The sequence below is a fragment of the Marinobacter sp. MBR-99 genome (assembly GCF_040547575.1).
GTDB lineage: Bacteria > Pseudomonadota > Gammaproteobacteria > Pseudomonadales > Oleiphilaceae > Marinobacter.
The window spans coordinates 1-14674 of sequence record NZ_JBEPPY010000005.1 but is presented as its reverse complement, the minus strand read 5'-3'; the positions used below and the strand labels follow the sequence as shown (position 1 = coordinate 14674).

The following is a 14674-nucleotide window of genomic DNA, read 5'->3' as shown; positions in this document are numbered from 1 at the left end:
CACAACATGAGCACATTAAGCATAAGGATTGGTCAGTCGATGGCCACCAGGAGCCGCAACCTGCTCGCCCGGCTGGGCCCGAATGAATTGTTGGCGGCCGGCAAACAGACTTTGCTGCCCTTGATCGGAATTCTCGTGTTTCTGGGATTCTGGCATCTGGCAGCGCCTCAGGTGCAGACGTCCCTTGGCGCCTTTCCGGGGCCGGCTCAGGTCTGGGAGCAGGCGGGGCAACTCTGGCAAGAGCACGCCAACCAGCGGGAACGCGCCAGCCAGTTCATCGCCATGCAGGAGCAGCGTAATGCCAGGATTCTGGCTGACAACCCGGAGGCGGAGGTGCGGATCCGGTCTTACCCTGGCGCACCCACTTTTATCGATCAGATCGGTACCAGCCTGGTCACGGTATTGTCTGGATTTGCCCTGGCCACGCTGATTGCGGTGCCCCTGGGAATTGTGTTCGGTCTTAACCGGTATTTTCAGGCGGCGGTCAATCCGCTGATCCAGATCTTCAAGCCGGTGTCGCCCCTGGCCTGGCTGCCACTGGTGACCATGGTGGTGTCAGCCACGTACGTCAGCGATGACCCGATGTTCCAGAAGTCGTTTCTGACGTCGATGATCACGGTCACCCTATGCAGTTTGTGGCCGACGCTTATCAATACCAGCGTTGGGGTGGCGGCGGTGAATCCGGACCTGCTGAATGTGTCGAAGGTGCTGAAGCTGTCGTTCTGGACCCACGTTCGCAAGGTGGTGCTGCCTTCATCGGTACCGATGATTTTTACCGGGTTGAGGGTGTCTTTGGGTATTGCCTGGATGGTGCTGATTGCGGCGGAGATGCTGGCGCAGAGTCCCGGGCTTGGGAAGTTTGTGTGGGATGAGTTTCAGAATGGCAGCAGTCAGTCGTTGAGCCGGATCATGGTGGCGGTGCTGGCCATCGGGTTTATCGGGTTTTTGCTGGATCGGGTGATGCTGTTGATTCAGAAGAAGGTGGCCTGGAATGAATAGCCAACACTCACCCATTGCCGCGTTTAACCCTGAAATCTCTGACGGCGGAGCATGCCGCACCGGGTGGGTAGTGCCTCCCGGGACACGCGGTGAATACGTCCCTGTACGCTCCGCAAAAACATCCATGTTTTTGAGGGTCCCGGGAGGCACTACCCACCCGGCGCTCGTCTGACCTGTTTAGGGGATTCTGTTATGGCTAAATCACATTTAGAGTTAACTGGCGTTGAAATGGCGTTTGATACGCCGAAAGGGCCGTTCGTTGCCCTGGACAATGTGAACCTGAAGATCCAGAAAGGGGAGTTTGTTTCACTGATCGGCCACTCCGGCTGTGGTAAATCGACCGTGCTTAATATCGTCGCCGGCTTGCTGCAGGCCTCCAAGGGTGGCTGTGTGCTGGACGGGCATGAGGTGAACTCACCAGGGCCGGAGCGGGCGGTGGTGTTTCAGAATCATGCGCTGATGCCCTGGTTAACGGTGTATGAGAATGTCGAGCTGGCTGTTCGGCAGGTGTTTCGTAAGTCGATGAACCGTAAGGAGCGCCGGGACTGGATTACCCACAACCTGGAGCTGGTGAATATGGCCCATGCCGCCAATAAGCGGCCGGGGGAGATTTCCGGGGGTATGGCACAGCGGGTGGGGATTGCCCGGGCGTTGGCGATGAAACCGAGCGTGCTGCTGATGGATGAGCCGTTCGGGGCCCTGGATGCGCTAACCCGGGCACATCTGCAGGATTCGCTGATGGAGATTCAGCAGGAGCTGAACAACACGGTGATCATGATCACCCACGATGTGGACGAGGCGGTGCTGTTGTCGGACCGCATCATCATGATGACCAACGGGCCGGCGGCGACGGTGGGGGAGGATCTGCACATTGATTTGCCTCGGCCGCGTAATCGGGTGGCGTTGGCGGATGATGCCAAGTACGTGCATTACCGGCAGGAGGTGTTGTCGTTCCTGTATGAGAAGCAGCGCAAGCTGGAAACGCTGAGTAGTCGGCGAGGCGCCAGTTCAGCAAAGCGGGAATCGGAGGGTGAGAAGCAGACTGCAACAGCCTGAGTCGGTACCGGGGCGGCGGTAGAACGCCCGCCCCGGTACACCTTGGCGTTCAGCCCAGCACGCCGGCCATGGAGACCAGGGCTCTAGCCACGTCAGGTAGGCGTTTGCCCTGATCCATGGCCAGTTTTCGCAGTAATCGATGGGCTTCGTCGTTACTGATGTCACGATGTTCCATCAGCAGCAACACGGCCTTTTCCTGGGTGCGTCGATCTTCCAGAGCTTCTTTTGCACTTTGCAGTTCTTCAGACATCTGGCGCAACCGGCGGGTTTGCTCCTGAACCAGATCAAAGATGGACCTGCCTGACTGTTGCCCGACACCGTCACCGGCCCAGGCATCTGCCGTACTCGCATCTACACCATTATCGCAGACCACCAGCACCGGCATTGTCGAGGCGTTCCGCTGTTCCAGCGAGGCTAACAGGGTTTCCTGATGAGCCAGGGAGTGGCGCGCCTCGGTGTAGCGCTCCACGCAACGGTGGTGGAAGGCGTTCTCTACAGAGTCTTCGATTTTCTTGAGGTCATCCATGCGGTCGGTCATCAGGTTAAACCAGCGGTCGGCCATTTCCCTGTCCAGGGACTTATAGGGTCCCACCGACACCGCCTTCTGGCGCATCCGTTCTATTTCCAGTTCCCGCGGGTGAGACCGCAGGGTTTGCCAGAGGGCCAGGCTGTCTTCGTTGGCAAAGGCCACAAATACCTCGAAACACCGTTCCTGCGCTTCAACCAGGTGCATCATGCGCCGTGACAGTGCGTTTTCGAATTGGCCGCTGGAGAATCCCGCGGAGCCTGCCGCCCGCTCCTGGCCACAGTATTCCTTGCCATTCATTACATGCACCATGGCCACCAACAGGCCGGCGATGGAGGGTTCAGCGACGGTTTCGGCGGCTTCAAAAACCACCGTAATCAGCTGATGGATGGCGTCGCAGAACCAGTCCGTGGCATCCGCCACGCTGGCTTCCTGCCCGACCACTTTCTGCCTGAACTCGGCCAGCTGATCGAGGCTATGAAGGGCGCTGGCAATATGACCTAGCAGCGGGCTGCTGACCGGATGGGTCGTCAGGTCTTCCTGTATGTCAGTCAGCGCCTTACGGAAGATTGCGGCCAGTTGGTCGTTCTCTTTCAGGATGACCGAACGCTCCCGGGCGAAACGCTGGCAACCGGACCCCAGATACAGATTGGTAGCCCCCCGCTCCCGTTGCAGTCCGTGCACCAGGTTAGCCACGCTCTGCACCAGCCGGCCCATCTGCAGAAAGTACTCCAGGTTACGGATTTCGCACTGCCGGGAGGCCATCAGAAAGTCTGCGGCTGTCGCGGTCGCGGTCGTGTTGGGCTGGCGTTTGCTGTTCATGGTGCAACTCCTGGTATCGGTACACAGCGGGTTCCTGTCTGCCTGGACTGCAGCAATTAACAGGCCAGAACCACCGGCATCATCTTCGTGCGCTTCGCCCCATCCCGGGGCATCTTTTTTGGCCGGCACAGGTGAAATCCAGCAGCGATATCATCTAAGCAACTGAATTAAATGGAGTTAAAAAGTTGGCATGGAGATCGCTAAGTACTAACCAAGGACGACTGTCCCGGCCATGGAATCAGGCCGGACCATCAGATCATTGTTGTTGGCATTGGTGCCGGACCATCTGTTCTCTTCGGAGAGCATGATGCTCCGGCTTTTTTCGTTTGGTTTTCGGCTATTCGTTGAGTAAGGGAGCGCACCTATGGAACACACACAGACCCCTGCGCTGGTGATCTGCGGCCACGGCATGGTTGCGCAGCGATTGCTGGAGCAACTGGTGGCCACAGGGCACCCGTTCAGCCGCATTGTGGTGTTCAACGGCGAGCCCTTCGCTGCCTATAACCGAATCCAGCTGTCGTCCTTGCTGGCGAATCAGGTCCGGGAGTCGGAGCTGGAACTGAAACCCCGGTCCTGGTTCCGCCAGCACAAAATCGAGGTCTATAACCGTGAGCCGGTCACGGCCATCGAACCGCATCAGCGCCGGGTAACGACCGCAAGCGGGCGCACGCTGGCTTACCACACCCTTGTGTTGGCCACTGGCGCCAGCCCTTCACGTCTTGGCCTGCCCGGCGAGGATCTGGATGGCGTGATGACCTTCCGGGATCTGACCGATACCCGCACCCTGATTCACCAGGCGCAGACACATCGCCGTGCGGTCGTCATCGGCGGCGGTTTTCTTGGCCTGGAAGCGGCCGAGGGGCTCAGGGCCCGGGGTATGGACGTCACAATTCTGCATCGCAGCGGGCACCTTCTGAACCGCCAGCTCAATCCAGCCGCCGGCGAATTACTGAAGCACCAGTTACAGCAACGGGGCCTCACCGTTCTGACCGGTACAGAACCTGCGGCGCTGCTGGGCAAACACCAGGTCCAGGCGGTACAACTGAGCGACGGCACCGTGCTGGCTACTGACCTGGTGGTGCTGGCAACCGGTATTCATCCGAACAAAGCACTGGCAGAAGCAGCCGGCCTGGCTTGCGACCGGGGTGTACAAGTGGATTCGCAGATGACCACTTCCAATCCTCATATCCACGCCCTCGGTGAATGCTGCCAGTTTCAGGAACACACGTTTGGCCTGGTGGAGCCCGGCTACGAGCAGGCGGCCGTGTTGGCCCGGCATCTCTGCCAGGTGTCCGGAAGCCCGAGTTTCACACCAGGAGAAATCGCCACCCGCCTGAAAATCAGTGACCTCCCCATTTTTTCCTGCGGGCCGATCACTCCGGGCCCGCACACCGAAACCATTGAGTGGCAGGACTACGCCCAAGCGGTCTACGGCCAACTGCTGGTGGAACACAACCGCCTGACCGGCGCCATTCTGCTCGGCGACACCAGCAGTGGCCCCTGGTACAGCGGGTTGATTCGTTCAGGCACGGATATATCCCGCTACCGGGACACCATCGCTTTCGGCAAACCCTATTGCGACGCAGCGGCCTGATCCGCTGCTATGAGAGAGGACAAGACTATGAGCAAACAGACCCTGATCGTGATCGGCAACGGCATGGTTGGCCATCACTTCCTGGAACAGTTCAGCCAGTCTCCGGCCGCTGACGCCTATAACATCGTGGTTTTCGGCGAAGAAAAGCAACTGGCCTACGACCGGGTGCACCTGTCGGAGTACTTCAGCGGCTCAAGCCATGCAGATCTGGCAATGGGCACCGCGGACTGGTACGCCGACCAGGGCATTGATCTGCACCTGAATGAGCCGGTGACCGGCATAGATCGGGACGCCCGGATGATCACCACACCCAAGGGCGAGTACCCCTACGATCAGCTGGTGCTGGCCACCGGCTCTTACCCGTTTGTCCCGCCCATTGACGGTAACGATCAGGAAGGCTGCTTTGTGTACCGTACCCTGGATGACCTGGACGCCATTCAGGCCAGCGCCCAGAAGGCGAAGACCGGCGTGGTGGTCGGCGGCGGCTTGCTGGGGCTGGAAGCGGCAAACGCGCTGAAAAGCCTTGGTTTACAGGCCCACGTGGTGGAGTTTGCCCCGCGCCTGATGCCGGTTCAGCTGGACGATCAGGGCGGCGCCCTGTTACGCCAGAAAATTGAAGACCTCGGTGTGCAGGTGCACACCGAGAAAGCCACCACCGCCATCGTGCCGGGCAGCAGCGCGCGGCTACGGATGAATTTCTCGGATGAGAGCCATCTGGAAACCGACCTGATTGTGTTTTCCGCCGGCATACGCCCCCAGGACGCCCTGGCCCGGGCCTGCGGACTTGAAGTGGGCGAACGCGGCGGGATTGTGATCAACAACCAGTGCACCACGTCCGACCCGCACATCCACGCCATCGGTGAATGCGCGCTCTGGAACAACTTTGTCTTCGGCCTGGTGGCGCCCGGTTACACCATGGCCCGCACTCTGTCAGCGGCGCTGAACAACGACGCCAGTGCGGCCTTCACCGGCGCCGACATGAGCACCAAACTCAAGCTGCTGGGGGTGGATGTGGGCTCCATCGGCGACGCCCATGCCAAGACTCCCGGCGCCCGCAACATCCGCTATAACGATGAGCAGGCCGGCCACTACCGGCGCATGGTGGTGAGCCAGGACGGCAAGACCCTGCTGGGCGCCATTCTGGTGGGCGATAACGGCCCCTATGACACCCTGCTGCAATACGCCCTCAATGGCATTGAGTTGCCGGCGAACCCGGAAGCACTGATTCTTCCGGAGAGCGAAGGCGGTGCCCCGGCCCTGGGGGCCGATGCCCTGCCAGACACCGCCTCCATCTGTTCCTGCCACAACGTCACCAAGGGCGACATCTGCTGCGCGATTGACGCCGGCTGCACCGATCTGGGCGGCGTGAAGGCTGAAACCAAGGCCAGCAGCGGCTGTGGCGGCTGTGCCGCTTTGCTCAAAAAGGTGGTGGACAGCGAGCTGGAAAAGCGCGGCGTGGAGGTATGCACGGATTTGTGCGAACACTTCCCCTACACCCGCCAGGAGCTGTTCCATCTGGTGAAGGTAAACGGCATCCGCACCTTCCGGGGCCTGCTCAAGCAATACGGCAAGGGCCAGGGCTGCGATATCTGCAAACCCACGGTGGGCTCGATTCTGGCTACCTGCTGGAACGAGCACATCCTGGCCACGGACCACGTGCCGCTGCAGGACACCAACGACACCTTCATGGCCAATATGCAGAAGAACGGCACTTACTCGATTGTGCCGCGAATTCCCGGCGGCGAGATCACCCCGGACAAGCTGATCGTTCTGGGCGAGGTGGCCAAGGAGTACAACCTGTACACCAAGATTACCGGCGGCCAGCGGGTGGATCTGTTCGGTGCCACCCTGAGTGAGCTGCCGGAGATCTGGGAGAAGCTGATCGCCGCCGGTTTCGAGACCGGCCACGCTTACGGTAAATCCCTGCGTACGGTGAAATCCTGCGTGGGTAGCACCTGGTGCCGCTACGGCGTGCAGGACAGTGTGGGCATGGCGATCACCCTGGAGAATCGCTACAAGGGCCTGCGGGCGCCCCACAAGGTGAAGATGGCGGTGTCTGGCTGCACCCGCGAATGCGCGGAGGCACAGAGCAAGGACTTCGGGGTGATTGCCACGGAGAAGGGCTGGAACCTGTACGTGTGCGGCAACGGCGGCATGCGGCCCCGGCATGCGGATCTGTTTGCCACCGATCTGTCGGATGAGGAGCTGATCCGCACGATTGACCGGGTGGTGATGTTCTATGTGCGCACGGCGGACCGGCTGCAGCGGACATCGGTCTGGATGGAGAATCTGGAGGGTGGCCTGGAGTATCTGAAGCAGGTGGTGTTGGAGGACAGCCTGGGTATTGGCGAGGAGCTGGAGCAGCATATGGCGGATCTGGTGGACACCTATCAGTGCGAGTGGAAGACCGCCGTTGAGGATCCGGAGAAGCGCAAGCGGTTCCGGGAGTTTGTGAATGCGCCGGAGCAGAAGGACCCTGTGCAGCAGTGGACTTCAGAGCGGGGGCAGCGTCGGCCGGTTTTGGAGGTGGTTTCTTCGTAGCCTTCTGTTTAGGGGCGGAGCGCGGGGGCCGGATTCATTTTCTTCTGGAAAAAACAACTCGCTTTGCTCAGACATCTTTTTTCCTGCCAGAAAATGAATCCGGCCCCCACGCTCACAAACACTAGTGGGATAGGAAACTGACATACATTTGGATTTTGGAGACTTTGCTATGAAAGCTCGGACTTGTTGGGAAGCGGTTTGTACTGTGGACGATCTGGTAGCCGATTGCGGTGTGGCGGTGTGGACCGAAGATGGCCCTGTCGCCGTGTTCTACCTGCCACACCGGTTGCCGGCGTTGTTTGCCATCAGCCATACCGATCCGTTCAGTGGCTCGAACGTGCTGGCCCGGGGGATTACCGGCGATATCAACGGGGAGCCGGTGGTGGCGTCGCCGTTGTATAAGCAGCATTTCAGTTTGCGCACCGGTGTCTGTCTGGAGGATGACAGTACCCGGGTGAAGGTGTATCCGGTATTGTTGGACGGTGATCGCATCCGGCTGGAAGTGCCGGTAAATCAGGCGGCGTCGGTGGCCGCCTGATGTCAGTTCACTTCAGCTGATGAACTCGACGTTTTCTTCCAGCGGTGCCCTCGGGCTGGTGATCTGGTTCACCGGGCTGTCCGGGTTGGCGTAGCCGATGGCCATGCCGGCGAAGACTTTGCGGTGTTCGGGCAAGCTCAGGAATTCGCTGATAGTTTTCGGGTACACCGACCAGGATTCCTGGGCGCAGCTGTCGAGGCCTTCGGCGCGCAGCAGGAGCATGATGGTTTGCAGGATCATGCCCAGGTCGGACCACTGGGGCGGGCCCATGTTGTCGTCGACGGTGCAGAACAGGCCCACGGGGGCGCCGAAGAATTCGAAGTTGCGTTTAAACCACTCAAAGCGGGCGGCTTTGTCTTCCCTGGGGATGTCGAGCTGTCGGTACATGAGCTCGCCAATCTCGAAGCGGCGGTCGCGGTAGGGTGACTGCAGTTTGGGTGGGTAGATTTCGTATTCCGGCACTTCGTTAAAGCCTTTGCTGACTTTCTCCTGCATCAGGGTTTTCAGCCTGGCCAGGGCATCGCCGGTCACTACGTGCAGGTGCCAGGGTTGCAGGTTGCCGCCGGAAGGCGCCCGGGTGGCGGTTTCGATCACTTTGCGAAGGGTCGCCTCGGAGACCGGGGTGTCCAGGAAATCCCGAACGGATTTACGGGACTGGACGGCATGGTTTATGTTCACTCACCGAGCTCCAATATAAAAACCTACCTTAGTTTTTAGACAAAACAGCGTCTACTGTAACTTTTCAACGGGTTAACAGCGAGTAGGCCTCGATAGAGGCACAAGGATAGTTCATTCATAGCGTACCCGCTTCTGAATATCCCAGCAAAGCGGGTGCTAGACATTCTTTTTACTACTCACGCAACAGGGTAGTTACTCGGTTTCAGCCAGATACACCCAAATTCGCCACCTTTCGTCAACTGAACAACAGCACCACTAAAGATCTCCACCAGCGCACCCTCCTCTGCTTCTTGGCCAATTCGTATCCATCCTGAAGTCGAATCTCCAAACACCGCTTGCCTTTCCTTACACAGACGAATACCAACACCAGGCACCAACTCGCTAGGCTCAGAAACTCTTAGAGTGCCTGATGTAGCATTGCTCGGCGCAGTCACAACCGAATCTATCCACATTAAATATGGACAGAGCCCCCAAACAGCTGCAACTACTCCATCACTATCAACCTCAAGCTGCACATCATTTATTAAAAGCGAAGTAAACCCATCGGAAGCTGATGGCTCGGTGTCAAAGGAGAATTCTTCAGGCCTATATACGAGTTCTTTCTCAGTGCGGCACGAACCAGCCTCAATAGTAAATTTCACAATTCAATGCCCAAAAAGAAAATGATAGATAGTGTTATTCTTTGGATCTACAACCAACTCCCAATTGCCCTGAGATTTTCGAAACTGACCAGGCACATCATACCTCAATGCACCCGGAAGGCCACCCGGATCAGGCACCCCCTTTCCTGAGGACATAATCTCACGAATAGTAAGTGGTGAATTCATATATGGCCGAGACAACTCCCCTTTAAATGCCCCCCGACTCACAATGTCATTAATATGATTGCCGGCCGTCCTTGTGTACGTGAACTCACCCGCTCTGAGGACATCATCCACCATAGCTCCACTATTCGCTGGTATATTTGGAGTAAAATGAACGTTTACAGAGCTGCCTTGCCAATTACTTCCACCAACAAGTTTTGCAGCAGTAAAAGCCATCCCCAAGTTCACGGCTTCCCGGCCAACCTGCGAGTAATTGTGATCAACCAAAGCCAACGTCGCTCGGTATGACGAATTACCAACTTCCACAATGCCTTGGTTAATGAAACCTACCGGTACCCCCACAGTCGTCCAGAAACCTGCTTTCAAGCCGCTAAAAAAGGAATCTGCATATCTCCCCTCAGCCCAGGCACGATCGCTCTCGACAATGTGAAACTCCCTAAGGTCAAGAGCGTAACCCAGGCAATCTCCACCCTCGGCCAATGAGTAGCTACAGTAACCCGTGGGATCCGTGAACGACAGTGGGTTGTTCAACACGTAGCTGTACCGGTTGTAGTTCTGCGATCCGTAAACATTCTGAACCACAATATCCGGCGTGGTGAACCGCCCGATCACTGCATCGTATAGCCGACCATTCATGTGGATCAGCTCAGACCCCGCCAAATGTTCATGGTCGGTAAACCCTCGGTGGTTCAAGCCAATGTCTCCGGAGCGCTTACCAAAGGGCTCGTAAGCAATGCTTCCTAACGGCGAGCCCGTTGCGTCCGACATAGCAATAATAGATCCCAGATGGTCGCGGTGCAGGTACTCGTATGTGTGTCCACTTCCCTCGTTTACGACCTGAAGGAAGTCACCCACGTATGCTATTTCACGGGTACGAGAACCTTCCTGGACGACCTCATACTGACCACCTCCCACATAAACCGCATTGCGGGCTGCTGAAGCTTGCGAGTAGCGACTTCGATCTGGACCGTATCGGAACTGCGTTTCGCCGGATGGCCCTCGAATAACCAGCGGTTTGTTAATTGTGTTGTAGGCTATCGTCTCATCGCCACGGCGAACAACATTCCCATTTTCGTCATACTGATAGGTGATAATTTGATCGATATCAGGGTGATCCGGCTCTGAATTAACCAATTCCTCCTTATAGCAGGCTTTTGCGTCCTGCCATTCGGACGTCGGATTAATTCCTTCCGACCACTGATAGCCGGCAGGACACACTGGGTCTATGTCTTTAACAATATACCAACAGCTTCCATTATGGACCGCAGTATTTGGATCATGAAGGCTCCCATGCGATTCCCCGGATGCCACACACTTTTCCGACAATACTGCATCTTGTACCGGAGGAGATTTATAACAAGTTCCCTTTCTTTTATCTGGCGCCTGAAAACTTCCTGATGGGCATACAACGTATCGATCAGTTGTATCAAAACATTGAACCGTAGTGCCTGAGTACATATTGAATGACTCTAGCCTAGTGGGGAGATCAACGGGACAGTTCGGGGCGGGAACAAATGACATCAGTGGAATAGAGTATATGGCTCCACACCTAGAACGACTATAGATACCAGTGGAAACAGATTGATATTTAGAGCATACAAATGAAACTCGCTCATAACATTTTCCGTCATATTCATGTGTGAATATTGAGCACATCATTTGTGAAACAAAATTATGGTTAACAGCTTCAATCTCGCCGGGATCGACGTGGCAGCGCCCCCCCACAATCTCTCCCCCCTCCTGACAAGGAATCGCGGGCGCATAAACGGCTATTGGCGTAGGTTCCGGACTAAAGGAATGCTGTCCAAGCTTGACCTCACGAACGGCATGGGGCCTTTCAGTATCATAGTAAGCCGCCTCAACCACGCCAGGCTTGCTAAGCACGTTACCAAGTGCATCATAGGTGTAGGCCTCATGGATCACATCACCAGAATCACTATCAAGGCCTGAGACCATAGAAAGCCTGTTCAATGGATCATAGGAGTAGGTAACCGAAATTCCATTTCTGGCCCTTTTATAAAGTGACCCATTGCCAAACCAGGTATATTCCTCTTGCTGTATACCTGAGGCGGATACCGACGCCAAAGTGCCAAGTGCTTTGGAGTAAGTTTTATGTACTTCGACCCCGTTGCCTAACGTGTAGCTAAGTTCATTACCCTCAGCATCCCTCGTCAGAACTTCTTTTAGGGTTTCACCATTGTCATTATCGATGGTGTCAAGATAACCGAATGCGTTATAGGAGAAGAAGGCGGAAAATCCATTTGGGTAGGACCTCGCAACTTCTCGGCCAAATTCATCATGCACTCTTGCAAATGATAATCCGGAATTGAACGTTGTATTTGGCAGGAAAGTAACTGTGGTCTCCAGATTACCCAGTGCATCGTAACTGTACGACTCCTCGAACCCTGACGATTGCCTCGTCAGGCACAGAGCGCCCACAAACTTACCCGAGGCTTCACATTCAGTTGAAAGATCGTAAAACCATTCGGATATTTCCTCATTACCATCTGAATCTGTATCAGTCCTCATGATTTGACGATCAAGCGTGTCGTAGGCCCAGCCAATCAGGTTGCCGTTCGCATCGACCGTTGCGATGAGATTGCCTAACGCATCGTATTCATAGAATTTTGAGCCAGCATCAGGGTCATTTTCTCGAATCAAGTTACCACCCGCATCATATTCTCGGGTGAGTGTCGTGCGGTAGTCCGAATTAACCTGCACCCAACTGACCGCACCTAGAGCATTGTGTTCGTATTCGGTAACGATGCTCTGGGGAGTACCCACAGCTTCTTCGATAGAAACAATCTTTCCACGGCTATCTGTGACGGAAGTAGTCAAAGACTCCCAGCTCTCATCTCCTCCACCTTCCGAAACGGTTAGCAAGGACAACGATGTCTCAACACCCGGGTTTCGATAGCTGTAAGTCCGCTGCTCTCGTTTTATCACCCCGTCAACACGGTTGTGTAACACCGACTCTTGCGCCCTGCCCGCATAATCGAAGTTCGAATGGGTGGTGTACGCATCGGGTTCAGTCCCGCGGTAGGGGCGCGACTCGAATACCAGTCGTCCTGCAGAATCATACTTCCAGATTTGATAAACAGGCTGGCCATCAGAGCCTAGCTCGGAAGTACCAATTCTCCTTCCCAGTTGATCAAAAAACTCCGTTCTGGTTGGTGAACCCAACCCTGTGCCGTCCGGATGCGTTACTCTTTTTGTAACTCGATATGAGGCCTCATGATCACTTTGGCCTGGCAGGGTGCAGCTACTTTTACATAGAGCATATTCATAGTCTGTAACTACACCTAAAGCCGAAACTGTTGTTACGTGCCGACCAAAGGCATCAAATCGATAGTGCGTTGACAGGCCATTTGGCCCGATCTCTTTAATCGGCTCTCCAAACCTCAAATCATACTCAATGCCAGAGGAACCGGAGTTCAATGGAGCTGTTACAAGCTGCGGATACAGGCCGTGAATAAAATCATTATAGGTCCACTCCCTGGCGGTGAAATTTACATTGCCCTCCAATCGCCTTGACGTCCTATTCCCAGCAGCATCGTACTGCACGCGCTCGGTATAAGTGAGTGTTGGATCCCCGGGGAAAGCTGTCTTTGTGTGAACATCTAAGGTGCCCGGCCACTGGGTAAACCGGGTTTCACGGACTGTCTCGTCTATTCCGGACGAGTTGAAAGCTGTTGAGGTCTCACGAAGACTGCCCACGAACCCCAGCAGCCAGCTGGAGAGATCTGTGGAGATTTCAGCTTTCTCTACAATGCGTTGGTGCTGAACTTGGGCAATTGAGGGATGACCCTGAACAATGGTCCCACTTCCAACCTTCGTCGTAGTTTTATTGTACGTTCCAGACGCAACGTCAATCTGATATTGCTTTTCCGTGACATGAGCGACTGCATAGTTTCCATCCAGCTCAGCCGTCACTTCTCTTTCTTTATTTGGAAATTCGGTCCCTGCCGACGTTTGGGTTACGACCCAATCTATATTGGAGATTTGAACCGGGCCTGCGTGACCTCCTAGATTCCAGTGCATCTCAGTACGCTTCGGTCTGCCATTCAGAACCCACGCTATGTCGGCGTGGTCTTGTTCATATTCGGTAAGCTCTGACAATTCCGTCGCGCTATCAGTCTGCGAAATGCTCTCAAACCCGGTGAAGCCCAGATCTTTATAGTGCACTCGTGCACCTTTGTAGAGGTACGCAGTTGTGCGTTCACCGCCCCGACCGTCTGAACCTTCAACACGTTCCACAACACTGAGATTCAGAGGTGCTTCCCTAAACTCAGGGTGATCCGGTTTCACCGGGTCGTAAATATCGGGCTGTGCCAAAGTTGACCTTATAATACTAGTTTGATACCCGAGATGATTGCGAAGTGATTGGATGCCATAAAACCGATCTCGGGAAGAACTATATAGGTCCCACCTGTTCGTGGCGGCGTTGGCCTGCACTGCATCAGGCACACCATTTCCAGTAAAGTCACCAAACTGAACGGCCTGATTTCGCCGATCGATTCCATCGAGAATGATGTTGATAAAGTCGGTGTAAGGGCTGTCGGGAGGCTCAATGTCGGTTACTTTCAACGTGTGCGGTAAACCAGTATCTGAGAGAGTGTAATCGCCATCATTCCAAACTGTCACAGCCTGCCAGTTACCACCGTCATTAATCGGCGGAACGAGAAGCTTTTGCTTGCCACTACCATCAATATCCCCTATCTGAGCGCCACCTTTTCCCGTATTGAGAACAGAACCCAGTCCGGATATGTCATTGTTTACGCTGACCCACTCTGAACCATTGGAAATAAAGAGCTGCCCCGCTGAGCCGCACTCGAAAACAAGATCTGTTAAACGGTCGCCATGGATGTCCATAAAGTAAGGTTTGCATTCAGCGTCGACTGCTTGCTGAACGCTAGAAATACGACTTAGACCAGAGGAACCCTGATAAAGTTGCCAAGCCCTATTCACTAAATCATTACCTATGAACAGGATTTGATCAGTTTGAAGTGGACCCCAAATTTTGGACAGGTGCCTAAGCTCTGATTCATCATCTCCACAAGGAGGAGAATCATGAGCAAGAAACGCAAGCAATACAG

General features: G+C 55.4%; 9 protein-coding genes. 5 read left to right on the top strand and 4 right to left on the bottom strand.

The annotated features are described in order from the left end of the window. The first annotated feature begins 6 nt into the window (after positions 1 to 6). Positions 7 to 999 carry an ABC transporter permease gene (locus ABIE59_RS05490; RefSeq protein WP_354444997.1) on the top strand — a complete coding sequence of 331 codons (993 nt, stop codon included), beginning with the start codon at positions 7 to 9 and terminating at the stop codon, positions 997 to 999. A 192-nt stretch (positions 1000 to 1191) separates the two neighbouring features. Then, positions 1192 to 2055: an ABC transporter ATP-binding protein gene (locus ABIE59_RS05485; RefSeq protein WP_354444995.1), complete on the top strand. Its 864-nt coding sequence runs from the start codon at positions 1192 to 1194 to the stop codon at positions 2053 to 2055. A 49-nt stretch (positions 2056 to 2104) separates the two neighbouring features. Here the strand turns inward: ABIE59_RS05485 and ABIE59_RS05480 are convergent, their stop codons facing one another. Continuing rightward, complete coding sequence (locus ABIE59_RS05480) at positions 2105 to 3403, bottom strand: nitrate- and nitrite sensing domain-containing protein (protein WP_354444993.1); 1299 nt, start codon at positions 3401 to 3403, stop codon at positions 2105 to 2107. 364 nt (positions 3404 to 3767) lie between these two features. Here ABIE59_RS05480 and ABIE59_RS05475 point away from each other — a divergent pair, with 364 nt between their 5' ends. The 3 genes from ABIE59_RS05475 (at position 3768) to nirD (ending at position 8076) form a co-directional block, all read left to right on the top strand. Continuing rightward, a complete protein-coding gene (locus ABIE59_RS05475) occupies positions 3768 to 4997 on the top strand; it encodes an NAD(P)/FAD-dependent oxidoreductase (protein ID WP_354444991.1) in 1230 nt (409 codons plus the stop codon). Positions 4998 to 5024: 27 nt separating this feature from the next. Then, entirely contained in the window at positions 5025 to 7538 is a 2514-nt protein-coding gene (gene nirB, locus ABIE59_RS05470; protein WP_354444989.1) for a nitrite reductase large subunit NirB, read from the top strand. 169 nt (positions 7539 to 7707) lie between these two features. Next, on the top strand, positions 7708 to 8076 hold the full coding sequence (gene nirD / locus ABIE59_RS05465) for a nitrite reductase small subunit NirD (protein ID WP_354444987.1): 369 nt from the start codon (positions 7708 to 7710) through the stop codon (positions 8074 to 8076). Between the two features lie 12 nt (positions 8077 to 8088). Here the strand turns inward: nirD and ABIE59_RS05460 are convergent, their stop codons facing one another. The 3 genes from ABIE59_RS05460 to ABIE59_RS05450 all read right to left on the bottom strand — a co-directional run bounded on the left by ABIE59_RS05460 (position 8089) and on the right by ABIE59_RS05450 (position 14546). After that, a complete protein-coding gene (locus ABIE59_RS05460; RefSeq protein ID WP_354444985.1) occupies positions 8089 to 8754 on the bottom strand; it encodes a nitroreductase in 666 nt (221 codons plus the stop codon). Between the two features lie 176 nt (positions 8755 to 8930). Next, positions 8931 to 9395, bottom strand: coding sequence for a hypothetical protein (locus ABIE59_RS05455; protein WP_354444983.1), 465 nt, complete (start codon positions 9393 to 9395; stop codon positions 8931 to 8933). A 3-nt stretch (positions 9396 to 9398) separates the two neighbouring features. After that, positions 9399 to 14546 carry an RHS repeat domain-containing protein gene (locus ABIE59_RS05450; protein ID WP_354444981.1) on the bottom strand — a complete coding sequence of 1716 codons (5148 nt, stop codon included), beginning with the start codon at positions 14544 to 14546 and terminating at the stop codon, positions 9399 to 9401. Positions 14547 to 14674 lie beyond the last annotated feature (128 nt).